At 69.9% G+C, this 18,151-nt stretch carries 15 protein-coding genes, 1 tRNA gene and 1 rRNA gene; 6 read left to right on the top strand and 11 right to left on the bottom strand.

The window, feature by feature from the left end:
• The first annotated feature begins 4 nt into the window (after positions 1-4).
• Both BO39_RS24445 and BO39_RS24440 read left to right on the top strand, forming a co-directional pair.
• Positions 5-1,021, top strand: a complete 1,017-nt coding sequence (locus BO39_RS24445; RefSeq protein WP_245615373.1) for a DUF4340 domain-containing protein — start codon at positions 5-7, stop codon at positions 1,019-1,021.
• Positions 1,018-1,455, top strand: coding sequence for an NUDIX hydrolase (locus BO39_RS24440; protein WP_043838560.1), 438 nt, complete (start codon positions 1,018-1,020; stop codon positions 1,453-1,455). Before BO39_RS24445 ends, BO39_RS24440 begins: the two co-directional genes overlap by 4 nt.
• A 10-nt stretch (positions 1,456-1,465) precedes the next feature.
• On the opposite strand, the gene BO39_RS24435 is transcribed toward BO39_RS24440, so the two are convergent.
• The 6 genes from BO39_RS24435 to BO39_RS24410 all read right to left on the bottom strand — a co-directional run bounded on the left by BO39_RS24435 (position 1,466) and on the right by BO39_RS24410 (position 8,938).
• Positions 1,466-3,406: an ATP-dependent metallopeptidase FtsH/Yme1/Tma family protein gene (locus tag BO39_RS24435; protein ID WP_052402572.1), complete on the bottom strand. Its 1,941-nt coding sequence runs from the start codon at positions 3,404-3,406 to the stop codon at positions 1,466-1,468.
• A gap of 182 nt (positions 3,407-3,588) precedes the next feature.
• Complete coding sequence (locus BO39_RS24430) at positions 3,589-4,848, bottom strand: lipopolysaccharide biosynthesis protein (RefSeq protein ID WP_043838557.1); 1,260 nt, start codon at positions 4,846-4,848, stop codon at positions 3,589-3,591.
• A 3-nt stretch (positions 4,849-4,851) separates the two neighbouring features.
• The gene (locus tag BO39_RS24425) at positions 4,852-5,988 is read right to left on the bottom strand and encodes an endo-1,4-beta-xylanase (RefSeq protein WP_084698459.1); all 1,137 of its coding nucleotides are present in this window, start codon (positions 5,986-5,988) and stop codon (positions 4,852-4,854) included.
• On the bottom strand, positions 5,985-7,175 hold the full coding sequence (locus BO39_RS24420; protein ID WP_043838555.1) for an ATP-grasp domain-containing protein: 1,191 nt from the start codon (positions 7,173-7,175) through the stop codon (positions 5,985-5,987). The genes BO39_RS24425 and BO39_RS24420 overlap by 4 nt, the downstream gene beginning before the upstream one ends.
• A 4-nt stretch (positions 7,176-7,179) precedes the next feature.
• Complete coding sequence (locus BO39_RS24415; protein ID WP_052402570.1) at positions 7,180-8,109, bottom strand: glycosyltransferase family 2 protein; 930 nt, start codon at positions 8,107-8,109, stop codon at positions 7,180-7,182.
• Between the two features lie 109 nt (positions 8,110-8,218).
• The gene (locus BO39_RS24410; protein ID WP_245615371.1) at positions 8,219-8,938 is read right to left on the bottom strand and encodes a WecB/TagA/CpsF family glycosyltransferase; all 720 of its coding nucleotides are present in this window, start codon (positions 8,936-8,938) and stop codon (positions 8,219-8,221) included.
• A 348-nt stretch (positions 8,939-9,286) separates the two neighbouring features.
• On the opposite strand from BO39_RS24410, the gene BO39_RS24405 reads away from it, so the two are divergent.
• From BO39_RS24405 to BO39_RS24390, 4 genes are read left to right on the top strand one after another with little or no spacing between them, the layout of a single operon-like run.
• Entirely contained in the window at positions 9,287-11,452 is a 2,166-nt protein-coding gene (locus tag BO39_RS24405; protein ID WP_043838551.1) for a GumC family protein, read from the top strand.
• The gene (locus BO39_RS24400) at positions 11,452-12,174 is read left to right on the top strand and encodes a polysaccharide biosynthesis/export family protein (protein WP_043838548.1); all 723 of its coding nucleotides are present in this window, start codon (positions 11,452-11,454) and stop codon (positions 12,172-12,174) included. Before BO39_RS24405 ends, BO39_RS24400 begins: the two co-directional genes overlap by 1 nt.
• Positions 12,174-13,682 (top strand): exopolysaccharide biosynthesis polyprenyl glycosylphosphotransferase, encoded by a 1,509-nt coding sequence (locus BO39_RS24395; RefSeq protein ID WP_084698457.1) that lies wholly within the window; start codon positions 12,174-12,176, stop codon positions 13,680-13,682. The genes BO39_RS24400 and BO39_RS24395 overlap by 1 nt, the downstream gene beginning before the upstream one ends.
• 49 nt (positions 13,683-13,731) lie before the next feature.
• On the top strand, positions 13,732-15,015 hold the full coding sequence (locus BO39_RS24390; RefSeq protein ID WP_156963894.1) for an O-antigen ligase family protein: 1,284 nt from the start codon (positions 13,732-13,734) through the stop codon (positions 15,013-15,015).
• 57 nt (positions 15,016-15,072) lie between these two features.
• On the opposite strand, the gene BO39_RS24385 is transcribed toward BO39_RS24390, so the two are convergent.
• The 5 genes from BO39_RS24385 to rrf all read right to left on the bottom strand — a co-directional run bounded on the left by BO39_RS24385 (position 15,073) and on the right by rrf (position 18,102).
• Positions 15,073-16,086, bottom strand: coding sequence for a hypothetical protein (locus BO39_RS24385; protein WP_156963893.1), 1,014 nt, complete (start codon positions 16,084-16,086; stop codon positions 15,073-15,075).
• Between the two features lie 404 nt (positions 16,087-16,490).
• A complete protein-coding gene (locus BO39_RS30395) occupies positions 16,491-16,880 on the bottom strand; it encodes an NHL repeat-containing protein (protein WP_052402569.1) in 390 nt (129 codons plus the stop codon).
• A gap of 113 nt (positions 16,881-16,993) precedes the next feature.
• Positions 16,994-17,254, bottom strand: a complete 261-nt coding sequence (locus BO39_RS30390; RefSeq protein ID WP_052402568.1) for an NHL repeat-containing protein — start codon at positions 17,252-17,254, stop codon at positions 16,994-16,996.
• 625 nt (positions 17,255-17,879) lie between these two features.
• Positions 17,880-17,956 (bottom strand) — tRNA-Met (locus tag BO39_RS24375).
• Between the two features lie 31 nt (positions 17,957-17,987).
• Positions 17,988-18,102 (bottom strand): 5S ribosomal RNA (rrf, locus tag BO39_RS24370).
• Positions 18,103-18,151 lie beyond the last annotated feature (49 nt).

The following is an 18,151-nucleotide window of genomic DNA, read 5'->3' as shown; positions in this document are numbered from 1 at the left end:
CGCCATGCCGTTGAACCGACGCCACCTGATCGTTCTCGGCGGCGCGGCCGCCGTGGTGGCCGGCGCCGCCGCCCTCCTCACAGGCGGCGATGAGACCGGGGGCGCCCCCTCCGAGGCGCCGCTCGCCTTCCCCTCCCTGCCCCCGCGCCTCGCGGCCGCACGGCGAATCGAGGCCCGCCAGGGGGCGGCGAGCCTGATTGTCGAGCGTGGCGCCAGCGACATCTGGACCCTGCCGCAGAAGGGCGGCTACCCCGCGCGCGGTGATCGCGTGCGCGAGTTGCTGGTCAGCCTGACCGAGTTGCGCCTTTCGGAGCGGCGCACGGCCGATCCGGCGGCACTCTCCCGCCTCGGCCTCGAGGACCCTGGCCCGAACGCCACCTCGTTGCTGCTTCGCGTGCTGGACGGCACCGGGGCGCCGCTGGCGGAACTGGTGGTCGGCCGCCGCCGCACCCGCACCCAGGGCGCGGGGCCGGGCAGCGCGGCCGAGAGCGCCTATGTCCGCCGGCCCGGCGAGAGCCAGTCCTACCTCGCCGAGGGACGGCTTCCCGTCGATGCCGACCCGCAGCTCTGGATCGACAGGGAGATCGCCAGCCTGCCCGAGGAGCGCGTGCGCGCCGTCGCCGGCACGCGGGATGGCAAGACGGTCGAGCTGCGCCGCGGCGAGGGGCCGGACGGGCGCCTTGCCATCGCCGCCCCGCCGGATGCGCCCCCGGCGGACGAGATCTCGCTCGACGAAGTCGGCCGCGCGCTGGAGGGCCTGACGCTGCTGGATGTGCGCCCCGAGGCCGAGGCGCCCGGCGAGCCCGCCGGGGAGGGCCGCTTCACCCTCACCGACAACCTGACGATCACCGCCCGCATGCGCCTGGCCGGCGGCGACGTCTGGATGACCCTGGCCGCCGCCGGAGACGACGAGGCCGCGCGGCTGAACGCGCGCTGGCGTGGCTGGGCCTACCAGGTCGGCGCCTGGAAGCTGCCCGCTTTCGCCCCGAGCATCGAGACCCTCCGGAAGCGCGCGGGGTGAGCGCGCGCGAGTATCCGGACCGCCCCTGGGTCGGCATCGGCTGCCTCGCCTTTCGCGGCGAGGACGTGCTGCTCGTCCGCCGCAGCCATCCGCCGCGCGCCGGGGAATGGTCCGTGCCCGGCGGCGCCCAGCACCTGGGCGAAACAGCCGAGGCCGCCGCCCGGCGGGAATTGCTGGAGGAGGCGGGGATCGAGGTCGGCCCGCTGGCGCTGGTGGCCTGCGTCGATGTCCTGCACCGAGATGAGGCGGGCGTCGTCCGCTTCCACTACACGATCATCGACTATGCCGGCCGCTGGGCTTCCGGCGAGCCGCGAGCGGGCGACGATGCGAGCGAGGCGCGTTTCTTCGCCCCGCAGGAACTGCCCGCACTTGGCCTCTGGGAGGAGGCGGTGCGGGTGATCGACACCGCGCGCAAGCGTTTGGCGGGGTTCTAGCCCCCGTCCCTCACGCCGCCGCGGCGAGCGGGCGGCGCGCCGCCGCTTCCACCACGCGGCGCGCCTCGTCCCCGGTGAGCGTCTCCTCCTCCAGCAGGCGTGAGGCGAGGGCGTGCAGGGACTCGACCTCTTCCTCCAGCACGCGGCGCGCGGTGCCGAGCGCCCGGGCGATCTCGGCCGAGACCAACTCGTCCAGCCGGTCGAGCGCGGCGGCCGAAGCGCCCGGCCCCCGACCGTCGCCGAGGAGGTCCACGCAACCGAGCTCGGGGTCCATGCCGTAGCGGCCCAGCATCTCCCGCGCGATCTTCGTCGCGTGCGCGATGTCACCGGAGGCACCCCCGGTGACCTCCTCGGGCGGGAGGATGATCTCCTCCGCCGCGCGCCCGCCCATGGTCACCGCCAGCCTGCCCTGCAGCAGGCCGCGGCTCCAGAGATGGCGGTCGCGGTCCGGTGTCTGCACGACGGCGCCCAGCGAGCGACCCCGGGGAACGACGGTCACGCGCCGCACCGGATCCGCGCCCGGCATCCGCATCGCGACGATCGCGTGCCCGGCCTCGTGATAGGCGACGACGCGGCGCTCCGCCTCCGACATGGCGCCGGCGGGCCGCTTCTCGCCGAGGAGGATGCGATCCATCGACGCGCGCAGGTCGTCCATGTCTACCGCCTGCTTGCAGGCGCGCGTGGCGGCGATGGCGGCCTCGTTCAGCAGGTTCGCCAGGTCCGCGCCGGAGAAACCCGGCGTCATGCTGGCCACCTCGGGGAGGCTGACGCCGCCGGCCAGCCGCACGCGGCGCGCATGGACGCCAAGGATGGCCTCGCGGCTCCGCACGTCGGGTCCCGGGACGAAGATGCGCCGGTCGATCCGCCCCGGGCGCGTGAGGGCGGTGTCGAGCACGTCCGCGCGGTTGGTCGCCGCGATCAGCACGATGGTGGAGGAGCGGTCGAAGCCGTCTAGCTCGGTGAGAAGCTGGTTGATAGTCTGGTCGTGCTCCTGCGAGCCGCCGTCCCGCGCCGCGCCCGAGCGCGCGCGGCCGACCACGTCGATCTCGTCGATGAAGACGATGCTCACCGGGTGCTTCCGGGCGCGCGCGAACAAATCCCGCACGCGCCGCGCGCCCACGCCGACATACATCTCCACGAACTCAGAGCCGGAGGCGCTGAAGAAGGGCACCCCCGCCTCCCCCGCCACGGCGCGGGCGAGGAGCGTCTTGCCGTTGCCCGGATCACCCTCCAGCAGCACGCCTTTCGGCACGCGCGCGCCAAGGATCGCGAAGCGGGCGGGATCACGGAGGAACTCCACGACTTCCAGGAGGGATTCCTTGGCGGCGTCCTGCCCCGCGACGTTCGCGAAGGTCACGGATTGGGTGCCATCCGCCCCGGCCGCCTTGCGCGAGCCTTTCCGGAAGAGCACGGCGCGCCGAATCTCGGAACGCCCGCGCCGCCGGTCAAGCAGGTAAAGAAGGAAGAGGGTGCCGCTCACCCCCGCGACGACAAGCAGGAACTTGCCGATGCTCCAGGCAACGTCCGACCAGGTGCCGTCCTCCACCAGGAACTCGACGCCGGCCTCGCGCGCGCGGCGCGAGAAACCCTGGTTGTCCTCGACGGAGGGCGGCAGGAAGAAGCTGACGGTGCCGCCCGCCGCGGCCGTCAGGTAGATGCGCTGCCCATCCCATGTATTGCGATAGGCGGATTCCGCGCGCCCATCCACGAGCATCCGCTCCGCCTCACCCTGGGTCACGGTGGCGGCGCCCCAGCGGGCGAAGAAGCCGGGCCAGCGGTGCAGGCGCACCCGCGGCTCCGGCGGCAGGGCCGTGGTGGCCGCTTGAGCAATCAGGCTCCGGGTAGCCGCCTCCGCCGCGCTCCGCTGCTCGGGTGTCAGAACGGCATTGGCGCGGGTGGCAGACGGGGCTGCCAGCGCGAGGAGGACGGCAAGCAGGACGAGCGGGCGCATTTTCCGTTCCGCGCTGGGGTGGTGCCGAACAGCCTGAGTGGAGATCAACTCGGGGTCAACACAATCATGTTACTTGACATGCCTATTCCTAGTAACGTGGCTCAGACAACTCGGCGCCGGTCTGTCCAGCGCCGCGAAACATCAACAGATCGATACGATCTGCGCGCGGGCATAGCAGCCCCTCAGGAACGCCGCGGCAGCGCGGCCCAGGCCAGGGCCGCCGTTATCCCCATCACAGCCACGCGCGCGAGCGCGGCGCCCTCCAAGCCCTGTGCCGTCACCCCGATCCAGCAGAGGACCATTGTCAGGACGAGAGAGACGCAGACGAGGGCGAGCCGGTGCCGCTGCCGGCCGGTCGCGCTCAGCGCGTCCGCCCAAATCCCGTAGACGCCGGCGAAGAGCGGAAAGACGGCGGTGAGCCGTACGACGAGCGGCAGTTCCGCGTAGCGCTCACCGAAGACGAGCGGCAGCAGCCCCGCCGCGAGCGCGAGGGCGAGACCACCCAGGCCCGCCATCGCCGCCGCCGCGGGGATCAGGCGGTTCGCGTAGGCGACGCAGCGCCCCGGATCCTCATGGGCAAGGCGGAACATCCGCGCGTAGGTGGCGGAGGCAAGCGCGCGCACCGGCATGCCGAGCGTCTCGACGATGCGAAAGGCCGCCGCGTAGAGTCCCGCGGCCTCGGCGCCCGCGACCTCCAGCACGATCGGCTTGTCGAGGTCGCGCGCGGAGGCCTGCACCGCACTCTCGGCGGCAAAGGTAATGCCTTCCGCCAGATGCCCGCCCATCCAGCGCGGCAGCGGGGCGCCGTGCTCGCGGATGGTCATGCCGAGGCAGAGCACCGCCGCCACCATCGAGGCGCCGGCGTACCAGCCTGACCAGGCCTGGATCGTCAGCACGCCCGGCAGGAGCGCGGCGGCGGTGATCGCGACGAGCCTGCAGCCACCGATGATGATGGTCACGGCCGATTGCCGCCATGCCTGCTCCGTGGCCATGAAGACGGCGATGCAGAGGTTCGCGTAGCGGGCCAGCACGAGGTCGGACACCAGCACGAGGAAGAGCGGCAGCGCCCCGATGCGCCCGACCTCCAGCACCGGAAGCACGAGCATCCCGAGCAGGATCAGCCCAACCCCGGTGACGGTGATCAGCCCCAGGCTATGCCCGAGCCAGGGTCGCAGCGCGCCCGCATCCCGCGATACTGCCCGGATGAGGAGCTGGTCGCAGCCCCAACCGACAAAGCAGGAGGCGGCAATGGTGATCGCGGTGAGACTCGCGAAGAGCCCGTAGCCCGCGGGGCCGAGGGTCCGGACCGCGAGCAGCAGCCAGCCCATCTGGGTGACCAACTGTACCCCGTAGCCGGCGAGGATGACCGTTGTATTGCGGGAAAGCTGGCGGGACACCCCGCCGGAGAGCGGCGCGGAGAGCGTTGCGAGGAGCTGGCGCATGGCTCAGCCCGGCCGCGGCGCGTCGCGCAGGGCGTCCCGGATGGCGTACCAGTCGGGTTTTCGGCGCAGCTCGCGGTCATAAGCGTTGGTGCGGGCCGGAAGCCCATCCTTCCGGCGCGCCGCCCTGCTGTCATCCTGCCAGCCATGGCGATCGGACAGTCCCCAGAGCACCACCGTGTCCACGGCGGGTTCCGACAGCACAGCCCAGAGGAAGTCCCGGTACATCGCCGCATTCGCCGCATCACGCAGCGCGGGCTCACCGGGGAGAAGGCGATCCACCATGTCGAGTTCCGTGATCTCCACCTTCAGGCCAAGCGAGGCAACGTCGCGGATGAAGCGCCGCAGCACCTCCGGGTCCAGCGGCGCCGAACGCGGTGCGAGATGCGCCTGGATGCCGAGCGCGCGCACCGGCGCGCCACGCCTGACCAGCCGGTTCAGCAGTTCGAGCATCATCCGGCGCCGGAAGGCCTGGTCGCGCGAGGCGAGTTCAAGGTCGTAGTCGTTCACCACGAGCCGCGCGGCCGGATCGGCCTCCGCTGCCATCTCCAGGACCATCGCGACATAGTCCGGCCCGAGCACCCGCAGGAAGGGCGTCGCACGCAGCCCGTCCGGCCGACGGTCCCACTCGTAGATCGGCTCGTTCACCACGTCCCAACTGCCGACACGCCCGGCGTACCGCCCGGCGACGGTGCGGATGTGCAGCGCCAGCGCCCGGCGCATCGCGGCGGCGTCGCCGTTCGGATCGAACCAGCGCGGCAGCGCCTCGTGCCAGAGCAGCGCGTGGCCGCGCACCTTGCCGAAGCCCTCGCGCGCGGAGAGGTCGAAGAGGAAATCGGCGTCGCGAAAGTCGAAGCGCTCGGGCGCGGGCCGCAGCCGATCCCATTTCAGTTCCAGCCCGGGCGCGAGGAAGCTGGCGTCGGCGCGCAGCAGCGACAACAGGCCGGGCGCGTCCTCCAGCTGCCATCGCGCGACCATGCAGCCGAGCGCCAGGCCACGGGCCTGGGCGTGGGGAAGCAGCCCCTCCTCCGCCGCCCCACCGGGCCGCGGCGCGAGCAGCGCCGGCAGGGCCGCGAGCAGCGCCCGGCGGGGGCTGTCCGGCGCAGCGAACAAGCCAGCGGGCCGGCGCGAAGGCTGGATCATCGCCCGAGGAGCCGCTTCGCCCGGCTTCGCACACGCTCCATGCGCTCGGTCACCGCCATGTCGCGAAGGGTCGCGCGGAGCAGCGGCGGGTCGTCCCAGGGCGCGTCGTGCCAGCCGCGAAGATGCGGGCTCGCCGGATCCCGCATCCACTCGTTCGGGAAGAGCGCGATCGTATCGCCGGGTGCAGGCAGGCAGGGCAGGCCCGCGCCGCCCCCCATGGCGGCCATCAGTGCCGCCGCGAGCCCCTGCGCCCCGCCCGGCGCCAGGTGGCAGATCGGCGTCGCGCGCGGGTTCATTTCAAGCATCACGGCCGCCCCGTCCGGCGTCGCCATGAAATCGAAGCCATGCAAGCCCGAGAGACCCAGCCGGGCCACGAAGGCCTCTGCCGTCGCTGCCATGACGGGGTTGTCGATCACGCGCACAACCGACGCCGGGCCGCTTGCCCCGGCGGTTTCCAGCGCGGTGACCGAAATGCCGGCGAGCACCCGCCCGCGCTCGCAGACCACCGCGCGGTTCGCCGGCACGCCCGCGGCGAATTCCTGCAGGTGCGGCGTGGATGAGCGCCACTCCCGGCGCGCGACCATGGCACGCGGGCTGCGCTCGCGCAGCGAGCGCTTGACCGCGGCGAGGAGCGACGGCGGCGCCGTCAGGCGCGCCCAGGCCGGGCCCGCCGCCGCGGTATCGGGCAGCACGGCGACCCCCTCGCCGCCCCAGTTCCCATCCACCTTCAGCACGCGGGGCAGAGGCCCGGCCTTCAACGCCGCGTCCAGCGCCGCACGCTCCCGCAGGTGCAGGGTCGGGGGTATCGGCAGACCCATCTCCGCCGCGAGCACCATCTGCGCGCCCTTGGAGAGGGCGACCGAATAGGCGGCAGGGTCGCCCATGGAAGCCTCCACGACAGCCCGCATGGCCGGATCGGCATGCAGCGCCACGACGAGCGCCGCGGAAACGTCATCGCAGGGGATCAGCCGATCCGGTCGAGCGGCCCGGACGGCGCCGGCGAGGTCCACCAGCAGCCGCCAGGGGCGCAGCCGGTGCCAAGCATGCAGCGCGGCGCTGCGGCCCAGATAGGCGCGGGGCGGCGAGGCGCCCTCGACGTGGAAACCCGCGCGCCGCACTGCCATGCCGAGGCGTGCCGGGAAGGGCCAGGGCTGGGTCGAAACAAGGAGGAGCCGGGGACCGGTCACGCCGTCAGGCCCCTCTCGCCCAGAGCCTGCCCCAGAGGAGCTTGCCCGCGACCTCTGCCACCTTCAGCCCGCGGATCTCCGCGTCCGGCGCGCCACGCAGCCGGCTCGCGCCCCAGAGCCCCGCGACGACCGCGAGTTGCACCCCGGCACGGAACGCGAGCGCCGCCATTCCGACCCCTCGGTTCGGCGCGTTGCGAATTGTGATCCGGGCATAGAGTTGGCCGGCCTTGAAGGACCGGTCCCGACGATAGGCGGCGGTCAGCCGTTCTGCTGGAACCGCCTCCGTAACCGGCGCCTCGCCACACCAGACGAAGCGCCTTCCCGCCGCGTCGAGCCGCACGAAGAAATCGTAGTCCTCGCCGCCCGTCCGGCCGAGCAAGTGATCGAAGGGCTGCTCTGTCCCGAAGCAGGTCGCGACGCGAAGGAGACAGTTCCCGGTACCGATCCACAAACCGCTGAGTCGCCGATCGTGGTTGAGCCCGACAGGACTTCCACTCGGAAGTGCGATGTCCCGCGCGAGGCTCCGCCCCTCCGGATCCCAGTCCGGGCGGCCGTCGGGAAAGACCGGCAGGACGCCGCCGAAGACGACATCGGCGCCCGTGGCATCAGCCGTGGCCAGAAGTGCCACGAGCCAGCCAGGCCCCGCCACCTCGTCGTCGTCGAGGAAGACGAGCCAGTCCCCGTCACAGGCCGCGACAGCCGTATTGCGGGCGACGGAGACGTTCGGCTCCGGCGCCGAGACGTAGCGGGTGGGCAGCCCTGGCACGGCCGCCTCGGCAAGGACCGCCGCGCGCGCATTCGCGTCGCGCGAGTTGTCCACGACCAGCACCTCGGCCACGACCCCGGCCGGCAACCCCTGCGCCCGGACGCTCCTCAGCGCCTGCAGCAGCATGGCGGGCCGATTATAGGTCGTGATGGCGATGCAGGCCTTCATGGCTTTTTCCCGGGCAGACCGCGCGGCGGATTGGAAGGGGCGATGCCCGGAAGCGGCGCATGGCGCGGAAGGGGGCTGCGCAAGGGTCTGTCCCTCGCCTCGAGGCGGATCATGCGGCGGGCGGCAGGCGCCAGGTGAGGCGCAGCAGGGCCGGCGCCTGGGCCAGGTAGCGCCGCCACAGCCGCCGCGGCTCGCTTGCCAGCCGGTGCAGCCATTCAAGATGGGCGCGCTGGACCCAGGCCGGCGCACGTCGCTTCACGCCGGCGATGAACTCGACCGCCGCGCCCACGCAGAGGCCGACTCCCCTCGCCCCGCCCGTCGCGGCCAGCCGCGCGGCGAGGCGCTCCTGCCGCGGCGAGCCAACGCAGAGCAGGACGAAGCGGGCCGGATGGTCCAGCACGAAGCGGACGCAGGCCTCCACCGCCACCGGATCCGCCTCGAAGCCCATGGGCGGTTCGTGATGCGCGAGGGCGGCGAGACTGAAGCGCGCGCGCAGCCTCGCCGCCACCTCGGCCGTTCCGCCGATCAGCGTCACCGGCGTTTCGGGCCGGATCACGCGCTCGAACAGGGCGGCGACGAGATCCGAGCCGGGAACGACACTGAGCCGGTAGCCTCTCAGCCCCAGGAGGAAGCGCAGGACCCGGCTGTCGCAGAGCGAGAGCCAGGCCGCCTCGTAGACCGGGCGCAGCGACGCTCCCTCCAGCGCCTCCAGACGCAGCACATGGTCGGCGTTGGGCGTCACGACATAGGCAAAAGGGGCGGCGGGGTCGCGCCCGGCGACGAGCCCGAGTGCATCCTCGATGCAGAGGTCATCGAGGCGAGCCTGCAACGGCCACTGGCGCTCAATCAAGCTTTCGTGAGATAAACATTGATCGCTTACCGTTGCGCTGGGCATGATGGGGGGGCTTCCGATCGGGCGGACCAGGACAGGAGAGCTTCGTATTACTTTCGCGAAGAAGATACCATATCTTTTCTGTCACGGATTTATTCGGTCACCGTTAATAGAAGAGGTTTGTTGCTGTAGCATGCAAGTGGCGAGAACGCCGAGCTGACAAAGCAGGTCTATGCATGAGGGAAAATCTACTATGAGCAGCAGGCGCGCTCTGAACGATTACTTGGACAGCACCAGTGCCGCGCGTGCTGGCTGGGTCAGTCTGGCAAGCACTCCGCTGCCCGCATGAGCGCTCCGCTCGCCCTTCCCTCGCCCAAGGAGGTCTCGCTGGGTCACGAAGGCAGCTCGCACGAGCTTGCCGCCTACCTCCCGCAGGCCAGGGGCGCGCGGCCATCGCTGTCTGTCTCCGATCTCCTCATCACGCTCGTGCTGCGCCTGCCCTGGGTGGTGCTCGCCTTCCTCTTGCCGGCGGCGCTGGGCATCGCGCTCGCGCTCCTTCTCCCGACGCGCCACACGGCCGAGGCCGTTATGATGGTTCTCACCAGCCGCGAGACGGCCGGGGCGCCGGACCTCTCGGGGTTCGGCCCGAACGTGGTCTCCGTCGAGATGCAGAAGGCCGTGCGCGCCGAAACGGAGATCCTCGGGAGCGAGGAGGTGCTCCGCCGCGCGATCGAGCGGGTGGGCCTGGAGCGCCTTCCCGGGCCACCGGCTGAGGGCGGCGGGACGGAGGCGGGGCTCCGGCTTGCCGCGGCCGCCGAGACCCTCCGGCGAAGCCTTCGCACGGACGCGGATGCGACGAGCAACATCCTGCGTGTCCGGCTCAGCCTGTCCGACCGTGCACTCGCGATCGAGGCGCTTGGTGCGATCGTCGATGCCTATCTCGATCGCCGGGCGGAACTCTTCTCCGAAAGCAGCTCCCGGCTTCTCGTCGCCGAGCTGGACCGAACCCGCGACCGCCTGCGCGAGGTGGAGGCGGGCATCGGCCAGGTGAAGGCACGCTACGGGATCGTGGACATCTCCACCGAGATGAACCTGCTCGCGGGAAGGCTCGACGCGATCGTGCGGCGCGAGGACGCGCTGCGCGAGCAGGAGGTGCAGACTTCTGCCCAGCTCGCCTCGGCCGAGCAGCGGCTCTCGGCGCAGCCGACGCGCGTCTACGCCTCCTCGGAAGCGACGAACGCCGTTTCGGGCGACGAGGTCCGCAGCACGTTCACGCGCCTGCTCCAGGAGCGGGAGCGGATGGTCGCGCAATACGCCCCTGGCTGGCCGGGCCTCGCGGATCTCGACCAGCGCATCGCGGCGGCGCGCGCGGCGCTGCGCGAGGCCGGACGGAACACCTTCCAAACGACGCGCGAGGTCCGCAACCCCGTGCTGGACCAGCTCGCCGGCCGTGTCGCCTCCCTTCAGGTGGAGAAGGACGCCATCTCCCGCCAACTCGCGGAAGTGGGGCGGCAACGGCAGGCGGCGGAGGTGCGCGGGGCGGAACTGGTGGGGGCGGATGCCCAGCTGCGCGAGCTGAGCCGCCAGCGCGAGGGCATGGAGGTGATCGTCCGCCAGCTGATCACCCGGGAGGCCGGTGCGCGCGTGGAAGAGGACAACCGCCGGCAACGGAGCGCGAGCATCAACATCGTGCAGCCGCCGACGGCGCCGCTCCGCGGCACCAGCCTGCGCCGGCCGGTGGCCGCGGGCTCTGTGGTGGCGGGCCTCGCGGCGGCATCCCTGCTGTTGCTCCTGCTCACCCTCACGCGTCGCAGCTTTGCCACGCCGCAGGAGGCGGAGCGCGGGCTGGACCTTCCGCCCCTCGCGCATTTCGGCTCCCTCCGCCCGGCGGCGGAAGGGATGAAGCGGATGCCCGAGGTCGCGGACTTCGTGGCCATGCTGCTCGACGTCCGCGTGGTCGGACGGCGCCCCTGCCTCGTGCAGTTCGCGGCAGCCGGTGGCGAGGATGGGCGCGAGGAGCTGGGGCGCAGCATCGCCCTCGAATACGCCCGCCGGACCGGCACCGACACGCTGCTGATCGACCTGCAGACCGACGGGCGTAGCCAGCTCGCCGCCCTCGGCTCGCAGCCGATGGAGGTGGAGCGCGTGCCAGGGCACCTGCTGGTGTTCAATACCGTCGTGCCGAACCTGTGGGTTTCCTTCGATGCCGGCTCATCCTTCCTGATGGACCCCTCGGTGACGATCGAGGGCACGCGGAACCTGCTGGACAAGCTCCGTAACTCCTTCGATGCCGTGGTGGTGATCGGTCCCGATGACGACGACAGCTATGCCGTGCGCCGGCTCACCGCGCTGATGGACGCCAACGTGATCGTCGTGCGGGGGGAGCGCACGCGCGCGGACCGCGCGCTGGCCCTGCGCGACCGCGTGCTCAACTCCGGCGGCACGCTGCTCGGCTTCGTCTATACGGGTTATCGCCGGGTCCTGCCCCGCGCGCTGGCGGGCTTCGCCTGATGCGGGGACCGGCGCTTCTCCTTCTGCTGCTCCTGGGCGCCTGCACGACGCAGGAGCTGCGGCCCGTCCCTGCCGAGCCGCAGGGCTTCGAGCCCTGGACGGAATCGACGCCCGTCTATCGCTTCACCCCCGGTGACCGGCTGCGGGTGAGCTTCCTGCTGACTCCCGAGCTGAACGAGACCGCCCTGGTGGCGCCCGACGGTACGATCAGCACGCGCGCGAGCGGCTCGGTTCCCGCGGCGGACCTGACGGCGGCAGAGTTAGAGGCGAGCCTTACCCGTGCCTCCCGCCGCGTGCTGAACCACCCCATCGTGACCGTCGCGCTCGAGGAGGCAACGGGTTCGACCGTCCTCGTCGGCGGCGCGGTGCGCCTGCCCGGGCCCGTTCCACTTCGCGGGCCGCGCGGCACGCTCGCGGCGATCATCGGTGCCGGCGGGTTCGAGGCCGACGCGCGGATGAACGAGGTGGTCCTCATCCGGCGAGCACCCGGCAACCGCCCGATGCTTCGCCTGGTGAACGTCCAGGGCTTCATCCAGACCGGCGGCGTCGGCGCCGCGACACTCGACGGGGATGTGCCGCTCCAGCCCGGCGACATCGTCTACGTCCCGAAGAGCCGGATCGGGGAAGTCAACCAGTGGGTGGACCAGTACCTCAACCGGCTGGTTCCCTTCCAGAAGACCTTCTCCTACGCGGTCAATCGAAGCAGCGCGGTGCCGTTCTGATGGCCTCCTCCAGCCCGCAAGGCCACTCCCTTTCGCAACAATGGGCGTTTGCCCAGCACGCGGACGACGCGCCTGCCGCGCGCGTCGGCCTCGTCCGTTGGACCCATGGCCTAGTCAATCGCCTGGTCGCGACAACGGACGCGGCCGCAGTGCTGCTGCCCTCCGTCGCTCTTGCCTTATTCCCCGGAAATTTTGCCTCGCCGCTCACCCGGCACCAGTTGGCCGTGATCGCGGCCGCGCAGTTCTGGACCTTCTTCTCCGTCATGCGGAAGCAGGAAGCCTATCGCGTGGAGCGCTACCGCAGCTTCTGGCTGCAGGCGAGCCAGCTTCTCGCCGGCTACAGCGTCGCGCTCCTCGTCACCATGATCGCAGTCGAGGCGTGCCTTCTCACCGTCGAACCGCTCGACCACTGGTTCGTCGCCTGGCAAGCGCTGCAGATCGGGTTGCTGATCGCCATGCGCGGCCTTCAGGCGGTGCATATCCGCATCGTGGACCACTACAACATCCTCCAGCGCAAGGTCGTGGTGCTCGGCACAGGGCATGCCGCGGAGCGCATGCTCGAAGAGCTCAACGCACCGGAGCGGATGGCGGATTTCGAGGTGCTCGGCGTTTTCCGGACCGAGCGGGACGATCCCCTGGTGAGGCAGGTCGCCGGCCACCCGGTCCTCGGGGCGGTCGATGACCTCGCGGCCTTCGCCCAGTCGCAGCCGGTCGATATCGTCGTCCTCGCCCTCCCGTGGAACGCCGCGCGGGAGATGCTCCAGCTCCTGCCGAAGGCCGAGTGCATCGCCGCCGATATCGTCATCCCCTTCGAGGAGGGTTACGCCGAGCCGCGCCTCGCCCGCCTCACGCGTGTGGGCGGCCAGGGTGCGCTCCAGGTGGCTTCGCGCCCCTTGAAGGGCTCTCAGGGGCTTCTGAAAGCGTTGGAGGACTATCTCATCGCGGCCACGGCGCTCTTCATCCTCGGCATCCCGATGCTGGCGATCGCGGTTCTCATCCGGCTGGAAAGCGCGGGGCCGGTCTTCTTCCTCCAGCTCCGCACCGGGCTGAACCAGAAGCCGTTCCATATCTACAAGTTCCGGACGATGACGCTGGACCCGAACGACGACGGCTCGCTCGGTACGGGTAGCGTCGTGGACCAGCGGATCACGCGGGTCGGCGCGATCCTGCGGAAGTACAGCCTCGACGAGCTTCCGCAGCTCATCAACGTGCTCCGGGGCGAGATGTCGATCGTCGGGCCACGACCCTACGTGTCAAACATGCGGGTGGGCGAGGAACGTTTCTCGGAACTCGTCAGGAGCTACGCGGTCCGCCATCGGATCAAGCCTGGGCTGACGGGCTGGGCTCAGGCCAACAAGCTCCGTAGCATGGCGCTGCGTGACCCGCAGAACGCACGCCGCAGCATCGAGATGGACCTCTGGTACATCACCAACTGGTCCCTTTGGCTGGACGTGAAGATCATCCTCCGGACCATCAGCACAGGCTTGTCGGGGCGTAACGTGGTCTGACGTCGTGAGCGCGGCCCCAAGACCCATCCGGGCGATCCACGGCGCGCCCATGGCTGTCGCGATCACCCGATCGCGACCGGCACTTCCGGCCAGCCCTTTGGCTTCCCCCACCCGCGCCGGGCGTCTCCAGGCGGTTCTGACCGGCATCCTCTTCGCCTTCTATGCCGGGGCACGTATCAGGCTGGTGCCATCCGACGAGACGGCGATGGCCGGCTCGGATCCGCTCAATACTGCCGTGACACTCGTCGCACTTCTTCTCGGCGGCTGGCTGGTTTGGCGACATTTCCGCCTCGTGCCTCGCCTTTTGCTTGGTGCAGCGCCGCTCCTGCTGATGCTGCTCGCCATGTTCGCTTCGGCGGCCTGGTCGGTGGCACCGGAGAACTCGATCCGTCGTAGTGTCACGATGACAAGCATGATGCTCTTCGTGATTGGGACGCAGGCGGCGTTCGGCGAGGAACGTCTCATGCGGATCGCCCTCCGGGCCATGCTGGCGGCTGCGGCGCTCGGCGTGCTGGAGGCGGCGCTGCGCCCGGCTTATGGCTTTGACACCGGCGAGTACGCCAATGCCATCCGCGGCCTCTACGGCCAGAAGAACGCCTTCGGCATCAGCCTCTTCGCGGGCATGCTGGCCCTTTCCTTCGGGGCGCTTCACCGGGGGAAGCTGAGGACCGCCGACTATGCGGCCTCTGGCGCGCTGCTTCTCTGTCTCGTCCTCTCACGATCCACCACCTCGCTCCTGCTGTCGCTTGCCGTTTGCGGCATCACGCCTCTGGTTCTCGCGCTCGACTCACCCGGCGCGAGCCGCATCCTCGCCATCATCGGCCTCTTGTTGGGCGTGACAGGGGCAGGCCTTCTCTTTGCAATCGCGAACACGAACGACCTGCTCGACCTGATCGGGAAGGATGCCTCACTGACAGGGCGCACTGAGATCTGGCAGGCGATCGACGAGGCGATCGCTCGCAGGCCGCTGCTGGGCTACGGCTACTCGGCCTTCTGGATCGACGGGTCCAGCCGGGTGCTCAGGGTATGGGACCATGTTGCGTGGGAGGTGATCAGCGCCCACAGCGGCTATCGCGAGCTCCTGCTCCAGTTCGGGCTGGTCGGCGTCCTCTTGCTGGCCGCCGTGGTTGGCGTCAGCATTTCCCTCGTCCTCCGCGCGATCTGGCATGGCAAGTGGCGGATCGCCGCCTGGATGCTGATGTTCCTCGGCACACTTGCGGTGCTGAACAACAGTGAGTCCGCCCTTTTCAACGTCGGTCTGATGACGATCTACTGGATGGTAGGCGCGCTGGCCCTGGCAGCGGTCGAGCGCCCTCCGTCACGGGCGCGGTAAAACTCCGCGAACCGACAAGCTGCCATGCCAGGCCATCAGGGGTGATGATCCGTCATCTCAGGCGGCAGTCGCTGCTGCGGCCCTGGATCCCGCGGCCAGCAGAACGGTGAGATCCTCCGCCGACATCGGGCGCCCGAAGGGGAAGCCCTGTGCCTCGTCGCAGCCCTCCTTCGGCAGCCCGGTCAGTCCGTCATGCGTCGCAAGATGGGCTGTGCGCTCCAGCACCGAGGCCGCGACGGCACCGGTGTCACCGGTGTCGAGCAGAGTCCTGAGGTCAGGCACCGCACGTCCTGTCGCGAGGGAAGCACCGCCTCGCTCAGGCGAGCCAGCGGCGCGGTCAGCCGCCGCCGAAGGCGCTGCGGGGCCAGCGGTGAATACCGTTTCGGTGAGCTGCTCGCCCGGGGCCTGGGCCTCCCGCTCCACCTTGGACACGAGCTGGTCGAGGTCGGACTCGACGGCACGGAGCGCGGCCCTCCTCTGCTCAAGCGCCTGCGCGGCCACGAGCATGCCCTGGTGGCTTGCGAAAGCCCCTTCGCACCCGGTCAGGGGAAACCTGATCCCGTCCAGCGCTTCCTTCGCGCCGGCGAGGCTTGTGGCCTGGCCCGCACTGTTCAGATGCCCTCCGATGCGACGCAGATAAACCGTAGCGGTCCTGAGCAGGCTGTCGGCGTCGCTGTCCACGGAGTCCAGACGGGCGAAGCTGTCCCAAAGGACATAGGTGGAGGCGAGCTTCTCCGGCTGCACCACCGTGTGCAGCAGCTGGGCCGCTCCGGTCAGCCGCGGGTAGATGTCGTTGAGCACGTTGGCCAGGAGAGCGGCGAGCGATACCTCCGTCGCGGAGCCTGCCTGATCGGTCGTCTTCGCTAGTTCCTCGGAAACTGCCATCTGCGAATGGGTCAGCACGGCGATGTCAAGCAGCACGTTCTCCATTCGCTGCCGGGCCGCGCGGAAGCTCGCCATCTGCGCGTCGTGACGGACGAGCGCCACATCCCTGTTGCCGTCGAGGTCGAGCAGCACGTCAGCCAGCCGCATCGCCTCCTCATAGGCCCGCTCGGCCCGCTCGATCGGCAAGTGTACTTCGGCCTTCGATGCCGAGCCGCGAAGCCTCACGATGCTCGCGCGCCATTCGCGGGCGATATTCTCCATCTCGCCACGGCCCACTTAAAGTTTGGCCCCAGGGTCAGCCGTGCACGGGTGCGACATGCCACGCCTCAGGGCGCCACGAAGGTCTTGCAGGTTGCCGATCAAGGCGGAGCTCTCGGTCCGCAGCGGCGTGGCCGCCTTGGTCAGGTGGGAGACCTGCTCCCCCCGTCCGCATTACGAGGTGAACCCCCACCGCGCCGGGAAGGCCCATGACAAGCGCGGTGCCCATAAAGGCGACAGTAAGCTTGCCGCGCAGGCCCGCCACGGCATCAAAGCCTTGCATCAGAGATGCCGACATTGCGGTTCGCCCCTGCGACCAAGCCGCGAGGGCTTCAGCCAGAGAGGCCAGGGCGGAACACCTGGGCCCGGTTGTTGCCGGTATCGGCGGCGTAGACGAGCCCGTTCGCCGGATGGACAGCGATGCCGTAGGGGTTCCTGAACTCGCCTGCCGCCGTTCCGGAGGAACCGGCCATCCTCAAGAAATGGCCTTTCGTGTCGAAAACCTGGATCCGCTCGTTGCCAACTTCAGTGACATAGATCCGGCCCGCGCCGTTCGGCGCGATGCCGGCCGGTGAGCGGAGCTCGCCCTGTCTCTCGCCGGGCGTGCCCCAGGCCAGCAGCAGCTTGCCTTCGGCATCGAACACCTGCACCCGGTCGTTCCGAAGATCGTTGAGGCAGAGCCGGCGATCCGGGCTGGCCTTGATGGCCTCTGGAGTGTTCATCTCCCCTGAGGCGCTGCCGCGTCACCCGAAAGAGAAGCGGAACGCGCCGGCCAAATCGAAGACGCTGCGGTGGTTCCCCGCCTTGGGCACATAAAGCGTTCGGCCGTGAACAGTCATGAATTCTGGCCTCGACAGGACAGCGAGCCCGCAGCGGTCCCGAAGCCGCAGAAGGTGGAGAGCCGGCGGAAGGCCGGGTCGTAGATATGCACGAAGCTCGTGGCGTAGTCGGCCACGAAAATTCGTCCTGAGGCATCTGCCGCGATGCCTTCAGGCTTCACCAGGTTCTCCTCACCACCCCCCTTTCCGCCAAAGCGGGTGAGATAGCGCCCGTTGGCGTCGAGGACCTGTATCCAAGCGTGGGAAGCGTCGGTCACGAGCAGCCGGCCGTCCGGCAGGACCGCAAATCCTCAACATGGCCGAACTGGCCCTCGCCCGCGCCGGGCGAGCCGAAAGAGAAGAGATGCTCCAGCCGAAGCGAGCGGCCAGAGGCACCCAACTCGTTGCAGGGAGCCACCAACGCGATGCCGAGTGCATCCAGACCCGCCAAGACACTCCGCTGACCGATCCGTCGGTTCACCTGTTCTGGCTCTTGACCGCCGTCATGCTCAGGGGTTTGCGGAGACCCAGGTCGGCAGTATCGATACCGAAGCGCGCAGAAATCGTTCATGTGCCGAAACCGTCGGGCTGAGTGGCCGCTGCCGTTGCGTCATCCTGCAGGTCGCGGGCTCCTATTCCGCCGCGATTGCAGCGGGGAAGGCGCGGCGGACGTCCTGTGCGAAGTGACTCTCTCCCTTTAGGCCGGGCAACAGGAGATGATCTGCGCCATCAAGCGGCGGGTTGAGTCAGGATCTGCCCGCCTCCACCTGGACGCAGCGGATATCCGCCGTCGCAAGCTCCCTCGACCAGGGGAGTTGCTGTGCCTAACAGCGGGTAAGCCGACCTGAGCCCCGAACACCAAAACGCCCCGGCCTGTGGGGGCTGGGGCGTTTTGTTGAGGTTTGGATGCGGGGACAGGATTTGAACCTGTGACCTTCAGGTTATGAGCCTGACGAGCTACCGGGCTGCTCCACCCCGCGTGAGGGTATGATGTGACGTTCTGGTCTGGTGGTCTGGCGCCGACCGACTCTCCCGTGTCTTAGGACACAGTACCATAGGCGCGGGGTGGTTTCACGGCCGAGTTCGGGATGGGATCGGGTGTGTCACACTCGCTATAGGCACCAGGCCACCGGGCCAGAACGTCTGATAGTTTTTCCTCCTTTATGGGGAGGGGG

The organism is Roseomonas aerilata DSM 19363 (genome assembly GCF_000711725.1).
GTDB lineage: Bacteria > Pseudomonadota > Alphaproteobacteria > Acetobacterales > Acetobacteraceae > Roseomonas > Roseomonas aerilata.
This window is presented reverse-complemented; position numbering and strand designations above follow the sequence as displayed.